This window comes from Phycicoccus sp. Soil803, assembly GCF_001429685.1.
GTDB lineage: Bacteria > Actinomycetota > Actinomycetes > Actinomycetales > Dermatophilaceae > Pedococcus.
On the sequence record NZ_LMST01000001.1, the window covers coordinates 2,427,978 to 2,446,061 of the forward strand.

Genomic DNA, 18,084 nt, shown 5'->3' on the forward strand with positions numbered 1-18,084 from the left:
ACGTCCACCGCCGTGCCCACCACGACCGACCGGACGACCACCCAGCCCACCTTCGTCCGGTCCGACCACGTCATCCTCGGCGCCGGCGGGCTGGCCGTGCTCGCCGCGGCCGTGACGCGGTTCGCCGGCGGGGGAGCGGTGCTGCCCTTCGTGGCCTCAGCGGTCGCGGTGACCCTCCTGGCCTCGCTGGTGGGACGGTCGGTGGAGCAGCTCGGCGACCGGTTCGGCCCGGGGGCCACCGGGGTGCTGCAGTCGGCGCTGGGCAACCTGCCCGAGCTGTTCATCGCGCTGTTCGCCCTCAAGGCCGGGCTGGTCGGGGTGGTGCAGGCGGCCCTGATCGGCTCGATCCTGGCCAACCTGCTCCTCGTGCTCGGGCTGGCCTTCCTCGTCGGCGGGCTGAAGCACGGCACCCAGCAGCTCAACTCCGAGCGGGCCCGCAGCATCATCGTCCTGATGGTGCTCTCGGTGGCGGCGATGGTCGTGCCATCGCTGGCCCACTACGTGCACACCCCGGCCGCGGCGCACGAGAAGACGCTCTCCCTGATCGTGTCGGTCGTGCTGCTCGTGCTCTTCGCCCTCACCCTCCCCGCGTCGCTGCGGAAGCAGTCGGGTGGCGAGGCGGACCCGGGCGCTGGGCACGCCGAGGCGCCGCGGTGGCCGGTGTGGCTCGCGGTCGGCCTGCTCGCCGTCGCTGCGGCCGCCGCTGCCTTCGTCTCCGACTGGTTCGTCGTGGCGCTCGAGCCGGCCATGGACGCGCTCAACATCTCGGACGCCTTCGCAGGCCTGGTCATCGTCGCGATCGCCGGCAACGCGATCGAGAACGTCGTGGGGGTGCAGCTGGCTGCCCAGAACCGGTCGGAGTACGCGTTCTCGATCGTCATCAACTCCCCGATCCAGATCGCCCTCGTCCTCGCGCCGCTCCTCGTGGTCCTCTCCGCGGTCTTCGGGTTCGCGTCCCTCACCCTGGTCTTCGCGCCGATGCTGGTGGTGTCGGTCGTGATCGCCGTGATCCTCACGGCGTTCATCACCTTCGACGGTGAGTCCACCTGGATCGAGGGTGCCGCCCTGATCGCGGTGTATGCCGTGATCGCCACGTCGTTCTGGTGGGGCTGAGCTGCCCACGGGCGGAGTCGTCCACGGACCACGTCGTCCACAGACCGCGGGTAGCCACGGACTTGTCCCCAGGCGTTGGTTGCAGGGATGGAACAAGCGGGGGAGGGGCAGCACGGTTGACCCATGGATGACTCCGCGGAGTGGACGAACGAGGTCAGGCTGGTCGGTCGGATCAGCGTGGACGGGCAGGAGCGCGAGCTGCCCAGCGGGGACCGGGTGGCCCAGCTGCGGGTGGTGGTACCACGCTCGGCGGACACCGGCGCCGGGCGCGTCGACGCCATCGACGTGTCGTGCTGGTCGGCGCGCACCCGGCGCAGCGCCCGCGGCCTGAAGGCGCAGGACCTCGTCGAGGTGGTCGGTGCCCTGCGGCGGCGGTTCTTCCGCACGGGCACGGTGACGGTCAGTCGCTACGAGGTGGAAGCGCTGTCGCTGAAGCGGATTCGTCCTGCGTCAGGAACTCCCAGGTCAGCCCGTGGGCGATGACGACCAGGCAGATGAGGGCGATGGCCGCGAGCTGGACCGGCGTCAGCCCGATCGAGCCAGCCAGCGACGGCACCAGTCCCAGCACGAGGATCGCGGTGTAGAGGACGACCACGACCCACCGGTGACGGCGGAACGGCCCGGGGTGGGGGACCCGACCGTCGAGCTGGATCAGGCGCCAGGTCGAGACGATCCCGACGACGGACACCAGCCCGAACGTGGTGCGCCACATGAACGGTCGGTCCGGAGCGACCTGGGCGAAGAGGCCCATCAGGGCCGGCAGGAGGAACGACAGGTAGATGCCACCGGCGAGCTTGCGCACCTCGGGCGTGGACAACAGCTGGGGCCGTCGCTCGAGCACGTTCCACCACAGTCCGACCAGCGTGAAGCAGCTGGCGGACAGGAAGGCATAGAAGCTCGACAGGTCCATCACGTCCTCCTGGCCAGACAGTCCGCCCATGGTCCCACCCGGCACCTCGTGGCACGATCGGTGTGTGACGACCCGTGTGCCCGCCGATGCCCCACGCCCCCAGCAGCTGCGCGACCTGGCGGTGCTGCGGCGGGTCCGGGACCGGATCGACCGGGAGTACGCGCAGCCGCTCGACGTCGAGGCCCTGGCCAGGGGTGCGCACATGTCGGCCGGGCACCTGAGTCGTGAGTTCCGCAAGGCCTACGGCGAGTCGCCCTACGGCTATGTCATGACCCGGCGGATCGAGCGCGCGATGGCCCTGCTTCGTCGCGGCGACCTGAGCGTCACCGACGTGTGTTTCGCGGTCGGCTGCCAGTCGCTCGGCACCTTCAGCACCCGCTTCACCGAGCTGGTCGGGATGCCGCCGAGCACCTACCGGCGCGAGGCGGCTGAGTCGGTCGCGGGGATCCCGTCCTGCGTGGCCAAACAGGTCACCCGACCGGTCAGGAATCGAGAAGCGCCGGCCGTCGAGCCACAGCTAGCGTGACCGCCATGGACATCACCATTCACTCGAGCTTCCTGCCGCACGACGACCCGGAGGCCGCGCTCGGCTTCTATCGCGACATCCTCGGGTTCGAGGTCCGCGGTGACGTCGGTTACCAGGGCATGCGGTGGATCACGGTCGGCCCGACCGGCCAGCCCGGCACGTCCATCGTGCTGCACCCGCCAGCCGTGGACCCCGGCATCACCGACGAGGAACGCCGGACGATCGTCGAGATGATGGCCAAGGGCACCTACGGCGGGATCCTGTTGGCCACGGCTGACCTGGACGACACGTTCGAGCGCGTCCAGGCCAGCGGCACCGAGGTCGTCCAGGAACCGACCGAGCAGCCCTACGGGGTGCGCGACTGTGCGATCCGGGACCCCGCAGGCAACCTGATCCGGATCCAGGAGCGGCGCTGACGGCACGGCGGTTCTGCGCTGTCTTGGGTTCACAGTAGAACGCCGATAATCGACATTATGTCAAGTAACGCCCTCCTGCCCCTCCCCGCACACCCCGGGACGTGACGGTGCGCCCACCCCCTGTCGAGCCGGGGTGGGCGCACCGACGGTCAGCTGGTCAGGCCGCCGGCTCCAGCGCCAGTGCCTCATTCGGCGCGACCACCGGCGTGCGACGACGTGGCCGGGTGACGGCCAGGACCAGGACCACCGCCACGGCGATCAACGCCGCGGCGACGCCGAACCCTCGGTCAGCCCCGAGGACGAACAGGTCCTTGGCGTGGGCGCTGGCCGCCGGACCTGAGGCGGCTCCGGGCCCGGCGGTGGCGAACACCGTGACCAGGATCGCCAGGCCGACCGCTCCCCCGACCTGCTGGGTCACGTTGACCAGCCCAGAGGCCACTCCCGCTTCCTGGGGTGCCACGCGGGCCATCCCCGCGGCGGTCAGCGGCACGAAGGCCGTCCCGTTGCCGACGGCGAAGACCACCATGGAGCCGATCAGCTGCGGGTAGGTGGTGTCGACACCCAGGCGCGTGAGCATGACCAGGCCGATGGCCGACAGGACCATCCCCACGAGCATCACGCTCCGGCCCCCGAACCGCGGGACGAACACCCGGGTGGCCAGCTGGGAGCTCACGAAGACCGACACCGGGAACGGCACGAACGCCAGCCCGGTGCGCACCGGCGACCAGCCCAGGACGAGCTGGAAGTACTGGCTGAGGAAGAAGAACGCGCCCATGCTCCCTGCCACCAACAACATCCGGGCCACGTAGGCGCTGGCCCGCTCGCGGTCGGCGAACAGGTGGAGCGGCGTGATGGGGTGCTCCACGGCGCGCTCGACGGCGACGAAGCCGGCCAGGAGGGCAACGGCGACGGCGAACGAGGCAAGCGCAGTCGCACTCCCCCAGCCGTCGGCGGCCGCCCGGATGAAGCCGTAGACCAGCGCGGTCATCCCGGCCGTGGAGAGCAGGCTGCCGGCGTAGTCGATCCGGCCGTGGTGGGCGCGGCTGTTCGGCAGGGCGGTGCGCGACAGCGCGAGCACCACGAGGCCGATCGGGACGTTGACGAACATCACCCAGCGCCACGAGGCGTAGTTGGTGAGCAGTCCCCCGGCGATGAGGCCGATGGCTGCACCGCTCGCCGACACGATCGTGTAGTAGCCGATCGCGCGGGTGCGGTCCTCGACGCGCGGGTAGAGACCCATCAGGATCGCCAGGGCGGACGGTGCCGCGAGGGCGGCGCCGACCCCTTGGGCGGCGCGGGCCAGGAACAGGTGGGCTCCCGCGTCGGCGGAACCGCCGAGCAGTGAGGCGACGGTGAACAGCGCCATGCCGACGGCGAACACGGCACGGCGACCGAACAGGTCACCCGCGCGGGCGCCGAGCAGGAGCAGTCCCCCGAAGGCGAGGGTGTAGGCGTTGACGACCCAGGACAGGTTGGCCGGCGCGATGTGCAGCGCCTGCTGCATGTCGGGCAACGCGATGTTCACGATGGCTGCGTCGAGCACGATCATCATCTGGGTCGTCAGCACGACGGTGAGAGTGAGCCAGGTCCGGGCGGACGTGGCCGGGGCAACAGTGGAGCTCATGGATGGAGGTCCTTCCAGGCAGCGCGAGCTATGATGGCCTTGAAGCGGAGGATCCCTCCGCGTCGTTGCGAAGGATGGAAGCGGAGATTCACTCCGCTTCTGAAACTATACGGAGGATCCCTCCGGTTATGCAAGGTGGTGGCCTGGATGTCCCCTGACGAGGGCAAAGCGATGCGCGCGGACGCCGCCCGCAACCGGTCGCGGCTCCTCGACGCCGCCACGGCCGCCTTTGCCGACCGCGGTGCGGACGCCTCGCTCGACGACATCGCGAAGGCCGCCGGCCTGGGCATCGGCACGCTCTACCGCCACTTCCCCACCCGCGAGGACCTCGTGCTCGCGGTCTACGGCGCGCAGATCGACGCCCTCGACCAGCGGTCCCGGGAGCTGGCCACCAGCGACGACCCCGGCGAGGCGCTGCGCGAGTGGATGCGCGGCTTCGTCGACTTCTACGCCGTCAAGCAGGGCATGGTGACGCTGCTGCGCACCATGATGAACGGCAGCCGGGCCGGCCAGTTCGAGCAGACCCGGGCCACCATGCGCGCGGCGGCCGAGCGGGTGCTGGCTCCCGCGACCGAGGCCGGCGTCATCCGCCAGGACGTCGCGGCTCCGGAGCTGATCCGGGCCCTGGGTGGCATCTGCCTCACCAGCGACCCCAAGAGCACGCCGCCGTCGTCCACCCTGGCCCTGGTCGACCTCGTCTATGACGGACTGCGGTTCGGCGCACCGGTATCGACCGTGTCCCGCTGACCATGGGCACCGGCGAGACCACGGCATACCAGCTGAACGACGGCACCACGCTGCCGGCGATCGGCTTCGGCACCTACCCGCTCACGGGCGAGGACGGCATCGTGGCGCTGGTCTCCGCGCTGCAGGCGGGCTACCGACTGCTCGACTCGGCCGTCAACTACGGCAACGAGACCGAGGTCGGCGAGGCGCTGCGCCGCTCCGGTCTCCCACGCGACGAGGTGGCCCTGACCACCAAGATCCCGGGTCGCTTCCACGCGAAAGAGCTGGCGCTGCAGTCACTTCGTGACTCGGCCGGCCGTTTCCAGGTGGAGCAGCTCGACGTGGCCCTGATCCACTGGCCCAACCCGAGCCAGGACCGCTACCCGCAGGCGTGGCAGGCCCTGGTCGAGGCCCAGCGCGACGGGCTGGTGCGCACCATCGGGGTCAGCAACTTCACGCCAGCGCACCTGCGGCGGATCATCGACGAGTCGGGCGTGACCCCGGCCGTCAACCAGATCGAGCTGCACCCCTACTTCCCGCAGGCCGAGATGCGAGCGGTCCACGAGGAGCTGGGGATCCGCACCCAGGCCTGGAGTCCCATGGGCAAGCGACAGGCGCCCTTCGACGAGCCCGCGGTGGCCGAGGCTGCCGCCGCCCACCAGGTCACGCCCGGGCAGGTCATCCTGCGCTGGCACGTCCAGCTCGGCTCCCTCGCCCTGCCCAAGTCGGCGACCCCAGAGCGTCAGCGGCAGAACCTCGACGTCTTCGGGTTCGAGCTGACCGAGCCCGAGATGGCGGCCATCACCGCGCTCGGTCGCCCCGACGGGCGGTTGTTCGGGGGCGACCCCGACACCCACGAGGAGATGTAGCCCTCACTCGAACGGCGACGGGTCTCCCGCACCGACTCGGGTGACCTCCGGAGTGCCGTCGGAGTAGTCGACCACCGTCGTGGGATCGGTGCCACACTCCCCCGCGTCGATGACCGCGTCGACCTGGTGGTCCAGCTCCTCCTTGACCAACCAGCCCTCGGTCATCGGCGCCGTCTCCTCGGGCAGGATCAGCGTGCTCGACAGTATCGGCTCCCCCAGCTCGGCCAGCAGCGCCTGCACCACGCGGTTGTCGGGGATCCTGACACCCACGGTCTTCTTCTTCGGGTGCAGCAGGCGGCGGGGCACGTCCTTGGTGGCCGGCAGGATGAACGTGTACGGACCCGGCGTGGCCGCCTTGATCGCGCGGAACACCCGGTTGTCGATGTGCACCAGCTGGCCGAGCTGGGCGAAGTCGGCACAGACGAGCGTGAAGTGGTGCTTGTCGTCGAGGTGCCGGATCCGCACGATCCGCTCCTTGCCCTCCTGGTTGCCCAGGGCGCAGCCCAGCGCGTAGCCGGAGTCGGTCGGGTACGCGACCAGCCCCCCGTCGCGGATCAGCTGGACCGCCTGGCCGATCGCCCGCGGCTGCGGGTCCACCGGGTGCACGTCGAGATAGCGGGCCATGCAGTGACTGTATGCCGCGTGGTCCCGGCAGGTGCGCATGGCTGGGCCGCGGTGGTGACCCCACGGCATACGCGGGCCGGGAACGGACGGCTATGTTGTTCGGCGTGCGAGCACTCGTGAAGACCCACGCCGGCCCCGGACTGGAGATGGTGGACGTCCCCGAACCGCAACCCGGCCCCAACGACGTCAAGATCCGCGTCCTGCGGGCCGGCCTCTGCGGCACCGACCTCCACCTCGAGCAGTGGGACGACTGGGCGGCCTCGACCGTCAAGGCGCCGATGACCATCGGCCACGAGTTCTACGGCGAGGTGGTCGAGGTGGGCGAGGACGTCGACTCGGTGAAGGTCGGCCAGCGCGCCTCCGGCGAGGGGCACATCGTCTGCGGGACGTGTCGCAACTGCCGGGCCGGCCGACGTCACATGTGCATCCACACCAAGGGGATCGGGGTGAACCGGGACGGAGCCTTCGCCGACTTCGTCGTGATCCCTGCCTCGAACGTCTGGGTCCAGCCCGACGACCTCGACCCCGACCTCGGTGCGGTCTTCGACCCCCTGGGCAACGCCACCCACACGGCACTCTCGTTCCCGATGGCCGGCGAGGACGTCGTCATCACCGGAGCAGGACCGATCGGCGTGATGGCCGCCGCGCTGGCCCGCCACGTCGGGGCCCGGCACGTCGTCGTCACCGACCTCAGCGACTACCGCCTCGCGCTGGCCAAGGACGCCGGCGCGGACCTCGTCGTCAACGTGCGCACCTCAGACCTCGGGGAGGCGATGCAGACCCTGGGCATGAAGGAGGGCTTCGACGTCGGCCTGGAGATGTCCGGGGTGCCCAGCGCCGTGGAGGACATGCTCGCCCACATGAACCACGGCGGGCGGGTCGCCATGCTCGGCCTGCCCAAGGACCCCTTCCCCATCGACTGGGGCCGGGTCATCACGCACATGATCACGATCAAGGGCATCTACGGCCGCGAGATGTACGACACCTGGTACGCGATGAGCTCGATGCTCGGGAACTCACCCGTCCTGCGCGACCGGATCGCGTCGGTCATCACCCACCGCCTCCCTGCCGAGCAGTGGCCGGACGCCTTCGCCGCGGCCCGGTCAGGGCAGTGCGGCAAGGTCATCATGGATTGGAGCTGAGCGATGTACGGCACCGTCAAGGACGAGCTGGCCGCGACCCTGCGTGAGATCGAGGAAGCCGGCCTCTACAAGCGTGAGCGCGAGCTGTCCTCGCCGCAGTCGTCCCACATCACCACCGCCCGCGCCGACGGCGTCCGGGCGGAGGCGCTCAACTTCTGCGCCAACAACTACCTGGGTCTGGCCGACCACCCGGACGTCGAGGCCGCCGCGGCAAAGGCGTTGCAGGACTGGGGTTTCGGCATGGCGAGCGTGCGCTTCATCTGTGGCACGCAGGAGCTGCACAAGCAGCTGGAGGGGGCGCTGTCCGACTTCCTGCAGATGGAGGACACCATCCTCTACTCCTCCTGCTTCGACGCCAACGGTGGTGTGTTCGAGGTGCTGTTCGGGGCGGAGGACGCGATCATCTCGGACGAGCTGAACCACGCCTCGATCATCGACGGCATCCGGCTGTCCAAGGCCAGGCGGTTCCGCTACAAGAACGCGGACATGGCCGACCTGCGCACGCAGCTCGAGGCAGCCACGGAGGGCGGCGCGCGACGCAAGGTCGTCGTGACCGACGGGGTGTTCTCGATGGACGGGTTCCTGGCCCCGCTCGACCAGATCTGCGACCTCGCCGACGAGTTCGGGGCGATGGTGCTCGTCGACGACAGCCACGCCGTCGGGTTCGTGGGTGCTGGCGGTCGCGGGACCCCCGAACGGTTCGGGGTGATGGACCGGGTCGACATCGTCACCGGCACCCTGGGCAAGGCCCTCGGAGGCGCCTCCGGAGGCTATGTCAGTGCGCACCGCGAGATCGTCGACCTGCTCCGGCAGCGGTCCCGTCCCTACCTCTTCTCCAACGCGGTCGCCCCTAGCGTGGCAGCCGGCTCCCTCAAGGCCCTCGAGATCGCCGCCGGCTCGCAGGACGCGCGGGCCCGGCTGCAGGCCAACTCGGTGCTGTTCCGCGAGCTGATGACCGATGCCGGCTTCACGCTCCTGCCCGGCGAGCACGCCATCACCCCGGTCATGTTCCCCGGCGACGACGGCGCGCGGCTGGCCGCCCAGGTCGCCGACGCGATGCTCGAGCAGGGCGTCTACGTCATCGCGTTCTCGTATCCCGTGGTGCCCCAGGGCAAGGCGCGCATCCGCGTGCAGCTGTCAGCGGGCCACTCCGAGGACGACGTGCGGGCCTGCGTCGCCGCCTTCGTGGACGCTCGCGACCGGGTCGCCTGAGGCGGGACCGTGGCCCGGCTCCTCTACTCCGCGATCGCCTCGCTCGATGGCTACACCGTCGATGCCTCAGGGAGCTTCGCCTGGGCAGTGCCGAGCGAGGAGGTGCACGCCTTCGTCAACGACCGTGAGCGCACCGTCGGCACCTATGTCTACGGCCGTCGCATGTGGGAGGTGATGCGCTACTGGGCGAGCGACGACAACGGGTCGGACCGATCCTCGGTGTCTGCCGACTACCGGCGGATCTGGCAGGCCGCCGACAAGGTCGTCGTCTCCAGCACCCTGACGGAGGTGGACACCCCACGGACCGAGCTCGTGCACGACTTCGGCGCCGCCGGCCTCGCGCAGCGCAAGGCCACGTCGCGGGCCGACCTCGGCATCGGTGGCCCGACCCTGGCGGCCGAGGCCTTCCGGGCCGGCCTGGTCGACGAGGTCTCCCTCTACCTGCACCCGGTCTCGGTCGGTGGTGGAACTCCAGCCCTGCCCCGTGACGCCACCGTCGCCCTGCGGCTGGCCGAGCAGCACACCTTCGGCGACGGAGTGGTGTTCCTGCGCTACCTGGTCGACCGCCCCTAGTCCTGCGCCATCCCACTGACGATGGGGGTGCCCAGCACCACCGTGCGGGTGACCGTGCAGAGCCGGTCGTGGGACATCGCGATCGCCTTGGGCAGCATCTCCCGGGCTCGGTCACCGTCAGCGCCCTCGGGGTAGGTCACCGAGAACTCCACCCGGAGGTCGCCCATCCGGTTGCCGTCGTCGTCCCGCAGCTTCTCCCCCGCCCCCGTCACCGTGAATGACGTCGGCTGGACTCGCTTGGTCGTGATGAAGTCGACGTCGGTGGCACTGCAGCCGGCGATCGCGGCGAGCAACAGCTCCACGGGGGTGAAGTCGGTGGAGTCCCCTCCCCCGCCCAGGAGCATCGTGCCGCCCCTGGCGTTGGTGACCTCGTACAGCCCCTTCTCGACCCGGGTCATGCTGATCGAGCGGTGGCCGGTACCCGTGCCGCCGGTCTCTTCTGCCATCAGGCACCCCACTTCTGCGCCAGCGCGCGGACGACGGTGATGTTCCGGGCCGTCCCCGGGACACCAAGGATCTTCTCGATGCGCGCGCCGGTGAGCTTGGCCTCGTTGAACGGCACCGCGAACTCCATGAGGACATCCTTCCCGATGACGGTGGCGCGCTCGCGCGCGGCCTCCTGCGCGTGCAGCTCCTTGGTCGCGGCCGCGGACGGTGCGGTCGTGCAGAAGCTGACGTAGCGACTCGTCTCCCCCTTCACCTGCTCCGGTATGCCGTCCACCTCCTTGAGCAGGGCCGGCAGCTCGGCGGGCTTGCGGGCGATGGCCACGATGTCGAAGCCGGCATGGGCACTGAGGACCCGACCCACCTCGGTCTCGAGCTTCGGCACACTGCGCAGCGGCGAGGACACGAAGAAGTTGCCGGTCTGGATGTGGGACTCGACGTCACCGAAACCGTTGTCCGACAGGACTTCTCGCGCGTCGGCCATCTTCAGCTGGCGCTTCCCGACGTTGACCGCCCGCAGGAACACGATGTAGCCCGCCATCAGAGCACGACCTCTCCGGACCCCACGACGCGGACCAGCCCGCCGACCGTGACCGTCCCCTCCTCGGTCACGCCGAGCTCGAGGGACGAGGGCCGCGAGACCTGCTCCCCCTGGCTGACCGTCCAGCGACCCGACCGGCCCTGGGCCACCAACCACGCACCGAGGTTCGAGCATGCCGATCCCGTGGCAGGGTCCTCCGACACGGCCTGGCCGTCGCTGACCAGGGCCCTCGCCTCGATCCGCCCCTCCCCCGAGGGTGACCACACGTAGACGAGCGTCTCGCCACCTCTGGCGCCCATGCCGGCATACCCACCGAGCAGCTCGGGCCTGGCTCGGGCGCGCCGCACTGCCTCGACGGAGGCGGCCTGGGCGATGACCTGGGAGGTGCCCACGCTGACCTGCTGCACGGGACCGACGAGGTCCTCGGGGTCCAGCCCGAGGGCCGCCGCGACGTCGTCGACGGCCAGGTCTGCTTCCACGTGGCCGGAGTTGGCGGTGAGGGTCCACCGGTCTCCCTGTGCCGCCACGGGGATCACGCCGGCCGGCATCGACAGGCCGAGCCGGTCACCCAGCCCGTGGAGCTCGCGGGCGACGTGGGCGGTGCCGAGCGTCGGGTGCCCGGCGAAGGGCATCTCGAAGAACGTCGTGAAGATCCGGACCCCCGCGTCGGCGCCCGCTGCCGGGGCCACGAGGAACGTCGTCTCGGAGAGGTTGAACTGCCGTGCCAGCGCGAGCATCTGGCCGTCGGAGAGTGCCGAGCCGTCCTCGAAGACGCACAGTGGGTTCCCCGAGAACGGGTCGTCCGCGTGCGCGAAGACGTTGAGCAGCCGGTACCTCAAGCGCATGCGCCCACTCTGTCAGACTGGCGCCGTGACCTCGCCGCCCGCGACACCAGATGGCCGACTCGTGCTGCTGCGCCACGGCGAGACGGAGTGGTCGAGGTCGGGGAGGCACACCGGGCGCACCGACGTCCCGCTGACCGAGCACGGTGAGGAGCTCGCCCGTCAGGCCGGTCGGCTGGTCGCCGACTACGACTTCGTCCTCACCCTCAGCTCCTCGCTGCAGCGCGCGCGACGGACCGCTGAGCTCGCGGGACTGACGCCCGAGGTCGACGACGACCTCCTCGAGTGGGACTACGGCGGCTACGAAGGCCTGACCACGCCGCAGATCCGGGACGAGCTCGGCTACGACTGGACCGTGTTCCGTGACGGCGTGCCGCCGGGCGACACCCCCGGCGAGACCGTGGAGGAGGTGGCGGCCCGCGCCTCCCGCGTCGTCAAGCGCGCCCTCGCCGCGATGGCCGAGGGGGACGTCGCCCTGGTCGGGCACGGCCACTGCCTGCGGGTCCTCACCAGCGTCTTCCTGCGCCAGGAGCCGCGCCTGGGCGCCCAGCTGCTGCTCGACGCGGGGTCGGTCAGCGTGCTGCAGTTCGAGCGCGAGCAGCCCGCCATCCGCGTCTGGAACCACGGGCCGGCCGTCGCCGGCCACTGACCTGTGCCGGTCTAGGGCTTGGCCGTCATGAGCCTCGCCCGGCAGGCCAGCTGCAGGGTGAAGCGGTCGTCGGCGTCCGTCAGGTCGTAGGGCAGGCAGTCGGCAATCTGCCCCATCCGGTAGACCACTGCGTTGCGGTGCACGTTGAGTCGTGCGGCGGCACGCTTGAGGGAGCCCCGCTCGTCGAGGTAGGCGTGCAGCGTCTCGACCGCCAGGGCGGACTTCTCCGGGCCCAGCGCGTCGAGCGGCGCCAGCAGGTCGCGCACCGTGTCGCGTGCGGTGTCGGTGGCCAGCCACTCCGCCAGCATCCGCCGCAGCCCCAGCGCGTCGAAGGTCGCGATGCTGACGGCATCGTCCTTCAGCTGGGCGGACGCGAGGGCGATCCGCGCCTCCTCCACCGAGATCCGCAGGCCACTGGCGCCGTCATGGGGGGTGCCGACCCCGACGCGGAACCGGTCGTCCGGAGCCCGGTCAAACACCTCGCGCAGCACCTCGTCGACCATGACCCGGCCGAGCGGCTCGCTGCGACGCCGAGGGTCCGCCCGAGTGGTCCGCACGAGGACCACCGAGACGTCGGGCCGGGCGACCGTCCAGGAGACGCGGGGGTCGCGGCCACGGCGGGCGATCACCTGGGCCACCTGCTGCTCCAAGGCGGCGAGGACCGCCTCGTCGGGCTCGCCGGAGGCGCCGTCCACAGTGACCCGCACGGCACAGTGCCACCCGTCCACCGCCAGCCCGGCGTCGACCGCGCGGCCGGCCACCGTCGCGAGGCTGGCCTGCGAGCACAGCAGCAGCTGGCCAAGGGCACTCGAGGCGGAGCGCACTGGCCGCATCACCGTGTGCTCGCGCTCGGTCAGCGCGGCGGACAGCGTGGCGGCGGCCAACCGGCAGGCCACCGTCGCCCGGGGGCTGTCCTCCGTCGAGACCACCGTGCCGGACGCGAGGCCGTCGACGACGATCTCCGCTCCGACGCCCGTGACATCGAGGTCCTCGGACCCGAGCGCGAGAGTCACCCCTGTCAGCCGGGTCAGCTCCTCGATGATGGCGTCGACGGGCTGCGACTCGTCCGGCTCGAATGCTGCCGCAGCGGCGAGCCTGGCGAGGTCGGCCCGGGAGTCCCCGCTGACCACGGCGCCGATCCAGTCGAGCACCTGGAGCGGGTCGGCGGTGTCGGCCACTTCCAGCAGGGCCACCCGGCCACGCAACGCCAGGCTCTCGGCCGTGACCGACCGGCGGGTGGACGCCCGGACCACGAGCGCCGCCACCTCCATGGCGACCGCGTCGCGGACGAGCACGTCGAACCGGTAGCCGCTGGCCCCGCGTTCAGCGGCCCGGCTCAACACTGCCACGGCACCAGGGCGGAGCGCATCGCTGAAGGAGACGTCTTCGAGCAGAGTGGCCTGGTCGATCCCGCGAGGGCTGTCGGGCACGACCCGCGGGCTGAGCCAGGCTCCGGCGGGGCCTCGGAGCAGGTCCTCGACGGTCACGTCCACCTGCGACTCCTCGGCAATCTGTACTGCGGATCCAATGGCGTTCAAGACTCTGTATCCCTGGACCAAGAGTAACGCCGTCAACGTCACTAGCGTCGGGCACCATGATGATCGAGGCAACGGATGTAGAGGCCTTGGCCCGAGGGTGTGCGGTGCTGGGCACCGGCGGTGGCGGGGAGGTCGCGACGGACGCCCTCATCGCGCGGCAGGCGTTGCGCGACTTCGGCCCCGTCCGGCTGGTCACCCTGGACGACCTGCCCGACGACGGCATCCTCATGCCGGTCGGCGGCATCGGTGCGCCGTCGGTGGGAGCGGAGAAGCTCGGGTCCGGCCAAGAGGTGACCTACCTTCGGGACGCGGTGGAGCAGGCGCTGGGTGCGCCGGTGGTCGCGCTGATGGCCAGCGAGATCGGCGGCGGCAACGGCCTCTTCCCCTTGGCCGCCGCGGCCCGGACTGGTCTACCCGTGGTCGACGCCGACGCGATCGGCCGTGCCTTCCCCGAGGTGCACATGGTGTCGATGAACGTCGCGGGACTGCAGCCGGAGCTCATCGTCGTGGCCGACGAGCGCCGCAACGTCGTGTTGCTGCGTCCCGTCGACGGGCGCTGGGCCGAACGGCTGGCGCGCGCGGCGGCGGAGGTCTTCGGCGGGGCAGCGGCAATGGCCGACTACGTCATGACGGTCGGGCAGGCCCGAGGCGCGGTCATCGAGGGGAGCGTGACGCGAGCCCTGCAGATCGGGCGCGCGGTGGACGGTGCGGCCGATCCGGTGGCAGCTCTGGTCGACGTCGTCGGCGCCATCCGGCTCGTGGAGGGAAAGGTGGTCGACGTCGAGCGGCACACAGCCGGTGGGTTCGTGCGCGGAAGCATCGTCGTGGAGGGCTACGGCGCCGACGCCGGCCGCTACGTGCGGGTCGAGGTGCAGAACGAGAACCTGGTGGCCCTCGAGGACGGCACCGTGCTCGCGATCGTGCCCGACCTGATCACGCTCGTGGACAGCCAGACCGCCGACGCGATCGCCACCGAGCGGGTGCGCTACGGCCAGCGGGTCGTGGTCATCGCCTTTCCCTCGGCGCCGATCTGGCGCACGGCGGCCGGGATCGAGATCGCCGGTCCGAGGGCCTTCGGCTACGACATCGACTTCGTCCCTGTGGAGGGTTCCCATGCCGCACACGCTTGATCTCCGCCTCGGTATCGACGTGGGCGGGACCCACACCGACGCCGTGGTCCTCGACCGTGACGACCAGGTCGTCGCGAAGACGAAACAGCCGACGTCGAAGGACGTCACCGCCGGCATCCGCGCCGCCATCGCAGCGGTGACTGCGCAGCCCGGGGTCGACCCACAGCGGATCAGCCACGTGATGCTCGGCACGACCCACGCCACCAACGCCGTCCTCGAGCGGCGCCGGTTGCACAGCGTCGCCGTGCTGCGGGTGGGCGCGCCGTCCACGCTGGGCGCACCGCCGTTCCTCGGCTGGCCCGAGGACCTCGTCCGCGCCGTGGGCGGCCACGCCGTGGTGGTCGAGGGTGGCTTCGAGTACGACGGCCGCGAGATCGTCCCGTTCGACGCGGGCACCACGAGGGTGTTCTTCGAGTCCGTGCGCGGTCTGGTCGACGCGGTGGCCATCTCTGCGGTCTTCTCCCCGATGTCGGCCCAGCACGAGCTCGCGGCCGCAGACATCGCCCGCGAGGTCCTCGGGGACGAGGTGGTGGTGTCCCTGTCCCACGAGATCGGCACGCTGGGACTGCTGCCCCGCGAGAACGCCACGGTACTCAACGCAGCGCTGACGCGGGTGGCCCGCGAGGTGGCGAGCGCCCTGACCACGGCCCTGGCTGAGCACGAGATCGACGCCTCGGTGCTGTTCGCCCAGAACGACGGGACCTTGATGGGTCTCGAGTACGCCGTGCGTTTCCCCATCCTGACCATCGGCTCGGGCCCGGCCAACTCCATTCGTGGGGCGGCCTTCCTCACCGGGCTGACCGACGCCCTGGTCGCCGATGTCGGCGGCACCTCGACCGACTTCGGCATGCTCGTCAACGGCTTCCCCCGTGAGTCGGCGGCGAGCGTCGACATCGGAGGTGTGAGCACCAACTTCCGGATGCCGGATGTCCTGGCAATCGCGCTCGGCGGCGGAACGGTCGTGCACAGCAACTCCGACGGTGTGGGGATCGGCCCGGACAGCGTCGGCTACCGGCTGCCGCAGGAGGGGCTGGCGTTCGGGGGCGACACGCCCACGATGAGCGACGCGGCGGTGCTCGGCGGACGGGCCGCCTTCGGAACCACCAGGGTCCCTGACGAGCACCGACCAACCCTGGCGGCCGCCCTCGCGGCCGCCGACGAGATGCTCGCGGACGCGGTCGACCGGATGAAGCTCGGCCGCGGCGACACCCCCCTCGTGGTGGTGGGCGGTGGCTCCGTGCTCATCCCGGAGTCGCTGGAGGGAGTGTCACGAATCCATCGTCCGGAGCACTACGACGTCGCCAACGCGATCGGCGCCGCCATCGCCCAGGTGAGTGGACGCTGGGACGAGGTGGTGTCGCTCTCGAACGGCCGGGCCGAGGCGATCTCCGCGGCGTCCGCGCAGGCGACCGCCCGCGCCATCCACGCCGGCGCCGACCCCGAGTTCGTCGAGGTGGTCGAGATCGACGAGATCCCCCTGGCCTACCTCACCGAGCCGGTTGCCCGGATCAGCGTCAAGGCCGTCGGTCCCCTGGGGCGGCAGTGATGACGACACCGAATCCCTCGCCACCTGTCTCACCACCACGGGGGCCCCACCCTCACCGAGCGTCAGGAGCAGCTGTCATGCGTACCGTCCTCACTGCGACCGCCTCTGCGGCGGTCCTGCTCCTCGCCGCGTGCACCGGCACTCCACCCCAGGGGCAAGCCAGCGGAAGCACCACGTTCACCTATGCCAACAACCTCGAGGTGATGACCGGCTGGGATCCCGCGACGGCCTACTCCAACGAGGTCATCGCGATGAACAACATCTATGAGCAGCTCACGAGGTACGACAGTGCGTCGCGCACGGTCAAACCCCTGCTCGCCGACTCCTGGACCTCCTCGCGGGATGGGCTGACCTGGACCTTCACGCTCCACCCCGGCGTCACGTTCAGCACCGGCAGACCGGCTGACGCGCGCGCGGCGAAGACCGCGATCGAGCGCACCATCAAGCTCGCCGGCGGCGCGTCCTACGAGTGGGACCCGGTCAAGACGGTCACGGCACCGAACGCCACCACGCTGGAGCTCCAGCTGAAGTACGCAGCCCCCATGGACCTCATCGCCTCCTCCGCCTACGGCGCGTTCATCTACGACACGGCGGCAGCGGCTCCCGCAGACCTGGCGGCCTGGTTCGAGGCCGGGCACACGGCAGGCACGGGACCCTACGTCGTCGAGGACTACCACAAGGGCCAGGAGAACGAGCTGGCCCTCAAGGCCAACCCCACGTACTGGCGAGGCTGGCAGGGTGAGCACTACGAGCAGCTGCGCTTCCGGGTCGTTCCCCAGGAGACCACCGCAGCACAACTGCTCCAGAGCGGTCAGGTGAGCTTCGTCGGGCGCCTGTCGCCACCGCTGTTCCAGTCCCTGAAGTCGACCACGGGGGTCCACACGTCGACGCAGCCCTCGTTCGAGAACATGATCGCCATGTTCAACACCGCCAGCGGTCCCCTGGCGGACGTGCGGGTGCGTCGAGCGGTCGCCAAGGCCATCGACTACGAGGGCATCGTCACCGCGCTCAAGGGCAGCGTGGCCCCGGCCCAGGGGGTCGTCCCGGAGGGGTTGCTCGGCCACAGCCCAGAGGTCCGCCAGGTGACGGACCCGGCCGGCGCCAAGGAGCTGCTCCAGCAGGCCGGCTACGGCCCCGGGACCCGGCCCCTGTCCCTCGACCTCACCTATGCCTCGGGCACGCCTGAGCTGGCCACGACGGTGTCCCTCATCAAGTCGGACCTGGCGAAGGTCGGGATCACCCTGCGGGCACGCGGCCTGGCGTGGGAGACGCAGTGGGCCCTGGGCAAGTCCGCCGACCGGGCGAAGCGCCAGGACATCTTCCTCTTCTACTGGTACCCCGACTACGCGGACCCGTTCTCCTGGTTCGTCAACCTCTACCGGTCCGCACCTGCGGTGAGCTTCAACCTGGCCTACTGGAAGGACCCCGCGGCGGACGCCGCGATCGACCGGCTCCAGGCGCTGACGGCCACCGACCGCGACAAGGTGCAGGAGGAGTACCTGCGCTTGCAGAAGACGCTGCTCGACCAGGCCGTCTCCCCCGTCCTCGGAGTCGAGACCTACCACCGGGCGTACTCCTCGTCCGTCGGCGGCTACGTGGACAACCCGTCGTACGCCAACGTGGTGTTCGTCCACGACCTGGTCCCCCAGTCATGACGAG

General features: G+C 70.7%; 20 protein-coding genes. 13 read left to right on the forward strand and 7 right to left on the reverse strand.

Annotated elements, in window-relative coordinates; all coding sequences use genetic code 11:
• The first annotated feature begins 12 nt into the window (after positions 1-12).
• On the forward strand, positions 13-1,113 hold the full coding sequence (cax, locus tag ASG95_RS11075; RefSeq protein ID WP_200961902.1) for a calcium/proton exchanger: 1,101 nt from the start codon (positions 13-15) through the stop codon (positions 1,111-1,113).
• A gap of 123 nt (positions 1,114-1,236) precedes the next feature.
• A complete protein-coding gene (locus ASG95_RS11080; protein ID WP_057377486.1) occupies positions 1,237-1,596 on the forward strand; it encodes a single-stranded DNA-binding protein in 360 nt (119 codons plus the stop codon).
• Here the strand turns inward: ASG95_RS11080 and ASG95_RS11085 are convergent.
• Positions 1,514-2,053, reverse strand: coding sequence for a hypothetical protein (locus ASG95_RS11085; RefSeq protein WP_235543765.1), 540 nt, complete (start codon positions 2,051-2,053; stop codon positions 1,514-1,516). The two genes, ASG95_RS11080 and ASG95_RS11085, sit on opposite strands and share 83 nt — an antisense overlap.
• Positions 2,054-2,087: 34 nt before the next feature.
• Between ASG95_RS11085 and ASG95_RS11090 the strand changes: the two genes are divergently transcribed.
• Positions 2,088-2,549, forward strand: coding sequence for a helix-turn-helix transcriptional regulator (locus ASG95_RS11090; protein WP_056920983.1), 462 nt, complete (start codon positions 2,088-2,090; stop codon positions 2,547-2,549).
• Between the two features lie 5 nt (positions 2,550-2,554).
• Positions 2,555-2,965, forward strand: coding sequence for a VOC family protein (locus tag ASG95_RS11095; protein ID WP_056921238.1), 411 nt, complete (start codon positions 2,555-2,557; stop codon positions 2,963-2,965).
• A gap of 157 nt (positions 2,966-3,122) precedes the next feature.
• Here ASG95_RS11095 and ASG95_RS11100 read toward each other — a convergent pair whose 3' ends face one another.
• Positions 3,123-4,589 carry an MFS transporter gene (locus ASG95_RS11100; protein WP_057377488.1) on the reverse strand — a complete coding sequence of 489 codons (1,467 nt, stop codon included), beginning with the start codon at positions 4,587-4,589 and terminating at the stop codon, positions 3,123-3,125.
• Positions 4,590-4,736: 147 nt separating this feature from the next.
• On the opposite strand from ASG95_RS11100, the gene ASG95_RS11105 reads away from it, so the two are divergent.
• A complete protein-coding gene (locus ASG95_RS11105) occupies positions 4,737-5,336 on the forward strand; it encodes a TetR/AcrR family transcriptional regulator (protein ID WP_162259395.1) in 600 nt (199 codons plus the stop codon).
• A gap of 2 nt (positions 5,337-5,338) precedes the next feature.
• The gene (locus ASG95_RS11110; protein WP_057377490.1) at positions 5,339-6,184 is read left to right on the forward strand and encodes an aldo/keto reductase; all 846 of its coding nucleotides are present in this window, start codon (positions 5,339-5,341) and stop codon (positions 6,182-6,184) included.
• Positions 6,185-6,187: 3 nt separating this feature from the next.
• Here the strand turns inward: ASG95_RS11110 and ASG95_RS11115 are convergent, their stop codons facing one another.
• The gene (locus ASG95_RS11115; RefSeq protein ID WP_057377491.1) at positions 6,188-6,808 is read right to left on the reverse strand and encodes an L-threonylcarbamoyladenylate synthase; all 621 of its coding nucleotides are present in this window, start codon (positions 6,806-6,808) and stop codon (positions 6,188-6,190) included.
• Positions 6,809-6,912: 104 nt separating this feature from the next.
• On the opposite strand from ASG95_RS11115, the gene tdh reads away from it, so the two are divergent.
• Genes tdh through ASG95_RS11130 form a run of 3 tightly spaced genes read left to right on the forward strand, consistent with a single transcriptional unit; the run spans position 6,913 to position 9,735 of the window.
• On the forward strand, positions 6,913-7,950 hold the full coding sequence (gene tdh / locus ASG95_RS11120) for an L-threonine 3-dehydrogenase (protein WP_056921237.1): 1,038 nt from the start codon (positions 6,913-6,915) through the stop codon (positions 7,948-7,950).
• A 3-nt stretch (positions 7,951-7,953) separates the two neighbouring features.
• Positions 7,954-9,162 (forward strand): glycine C-acetyltransferase, encoded by a 1,209-nt coding sequence (locus ASG95_RS11125; protein ID WP_057377492.1) that lies wholly within the window; start codon positions 7,954-7,956, stop codon positions 9,160-9,162.
• 9 nt (positions 9,163-9,171) lie between these two features.
• Positions 9,172-9,735: a dihydrofolate reductase family protein gene (locus ASG95_RS11130; protein WP_057377493.1), complete on the forward strand. Its 564-nt coding sequence runs from the start codon at positions 9,172-9,174 to the stop codon at positions 9,733-9,735.
• Here the strand turns inward: ASG95_RS11130 and ASG95_RS11135 are convergent.
• The 3 genes from ASG95_RS11135 to ASG95_RS11145 are packed head-to-tail and all read right to left on the reverse strand — an operon-like array spanning position 9,732 to position 11,565.
• A complete protein-coding gene (locus tag ASG95_RS11135; protein ID WP_056920976.1) occupies positions 9,732-10,181 on the reverse strand; it encodes an OsmC family protein in 450 nt (149 codons plus the stop codon). The genes ASG95_RS11130 and ASG95_RS11135 overlap by 4 nt on opposite strands.
• Positions 10,181-10,720, reverse strand: a complete 540-nt coding sequence (locus tag ASG95_RS11140; protein ID WP_056920975.1) for a DUF1697 domain-containing protein — start codon at positions 10,718-10,720, stop codon at positions 10,181-10,183. Before ASG95_RS11140 ends, ASG95_RS11135 begins: the two co-directional genes overlap by 1 nt.
• Positions 10,720-11,565 (reverse strand): PhzF family phenazine biosynthesis protein, encoded by an 846-nt coding sequence (locus ASG95_RS11145; protein WP_057377494.1) that lies wholly within the window; start codon positions 11,563-11,565, stop codon positions 10,720-10,722. Before ASG95_RS11145 ends, ASG95_RS11140 begins: the two co-directional genes overlap by 1 nt.
• Before the next feature lie 25 nt (positions 11,566-11,590).
• Between ASG95_RS11145 and ASG95_RS11150 the strand changes: the two genes are divergently transcribed.
• Positions 11,591-12,211 (forward strand): histidine phosphatase family protein, encoded by a 621-nt coding sequence (locus ASG95_RS11150; protein WP_235543767.1) that lies wholly within the window; start codon positions 11,591-11,593, stop codon positions 12,209-12,211.
• Between the two features lie 11 nt (positions 12,212-12,222).
• Here ASG95_RS11150 and ASG95_RS11155 read toward each other — a convergent pair whose 3' ends face one another.
• On the reverse strand, positions 12,223-13,704 hold the full coding sequence (locus tag ASG95_RS11155; protein WP_057377496.1) for a CdaR family transcriptional regulator: 1,482 nt from the start codon (positions 13,702-13,704) through the stop codon (positions 12,223-12,225).
• Positions 13,705-13,808: 104 nt separating this feature from the next.
• Here ASG95_RS11155 and ASG95_RS11160 point away from each other — a divergent pair, with 104 nt between their 5' ends.
• From ASG95_RS11160 to ASG95_RS11170, 3 genes are all read left to right on the forward strand, one after another.
• A complete protein-coding gene (locus tag ASG95_RS11160) occupies positions 13,809-14,879 on the forward strand; it encodes a DUF917 domain-containing protein (RefSeq protein ID WP_056921236.1) in 1,071 nt (356 codons plus the stop codon).
• Positions 14,863-16,425, forward strand: coding sequence for a hydantoinase/oxoprolinase N-terminal domain-containing protein (locus ASG95_RS11165; protein ID WP_057377497.1), 1,563 nt, complete (start codon positions 14,863-14,865; stop codon positions 16,423-16,425). The genes ASG95_RS11160 and ASG95_RS11165 overlap by 17 nt, the downstream gene beginning before the upstream one ends.
• Before the next feature lie 77 nt (positions 16,426-16,502).
• Entirely contained in the window at positions 16,503-18,080 is a 1,578-nt protein-coding gene (locus ASG95_RS11170) for an ABC transporter substrate-binding protein (protein WP_057377498.1), read from the forward strand.
• Positions 18,081-18,084: the final 4 nt, after the last annotated feature.

Coding starts and splice junctions, on each gene's coding strand:
- ASG95_RS11080 (WP_057377486.1), top strand. CDS start 1,237: ATGGATGACTCCGCGGAGTGGACGAACGAGGTCAGGCTGGTCGGTCGG.
- ASG95_RS11085 (WP_235543765.1), bottom strand. CDS start 2,053: ATGGGCGGACTGTCTGGCCAGGAGGACGTGATGGACCTGTCGAGCTTC.
- ASG95_RS11095 (WP_056921238.1), top strand. CDS start 2,555: ATGGACATCACCATTCACTCGAGCTTCCTGCCGCACGACGACCCGGAG.
- ASG95_RS11100 (WP_057377488.1), bottom strand. CDS start 4,589: ATGAGCTCCACTGTTGCCCCGGCCACGTCCGCCCGGACCTGGCTCACT.
- ASG95_RS11105 (WP_162259395.1), top strand. CDS start 4,737: ATGTCCCCTGACGAGGGCAAAGCGATGCGCGCGGACGCCGCCCGCAAC.
- ASG95_RS11110 (WP_057377490.1), top strand. CDS start 5,339: ATGGGCACCGGCGAGACCACGGCATACCAGCTGAACGACGGCACCACG.
- ASG95_RS11115 (WP_057377491.1), bottom strand. CDS start 6,808: ATGGCCCGCTATCTCGACGTGCACCCGGTGGACCCGCAGCCGCGGGCG.
- ASG95_RS11125 (WP_057377492.1), top strand. CDS start 7,954: ATGTACGGCACCGTCAAGGACGAGCTGGCCGCGACCCTGCGTGAGATC.
- ASG95_RS11135 (WP_056920976.1), bottom strand. CDS start 10,181: ATGGCAGAAGAGACCGGCGGCACGGGTACCGGCCACCGCTCGATCAGC.
- ASG95_RS11140 (WP_056920975.1), bottom strand. CDS start 10,720: ATGGCGGGCTACATCGTGTTCCTGCGGGCGGTCAACGTCGGGAAGCGC.
- ASG95_RS11145 (WP_057377494.1), bottom strand. CDS start 11,565: ATGCGCTTGAGGTACCGGCTGCTCAACGTCTTCGCGCACGCGGACGAC.
- ASG95_RS11160 (WP_056921236.1), top strand. CDS start 13,809: ATGATCGAGGCAACGGATGTAGAGGCCTTGGCCCGAGGGTGTGCGGTG.
- ASG95_RS11165 (WP_057377497.1), top strand. CDS start 14,863: ATGCCGCACACGCTTGATCTCCGCCTCGGTATCGACGTGGGCGGGACC.
- ASG95_RS11170 (WP_057377498.1), top strand. CDS start 16,503: ATGCGTACCGTCCTCACTGCGACCGCCTCTGCGGCGGTCCTGCTCCTC.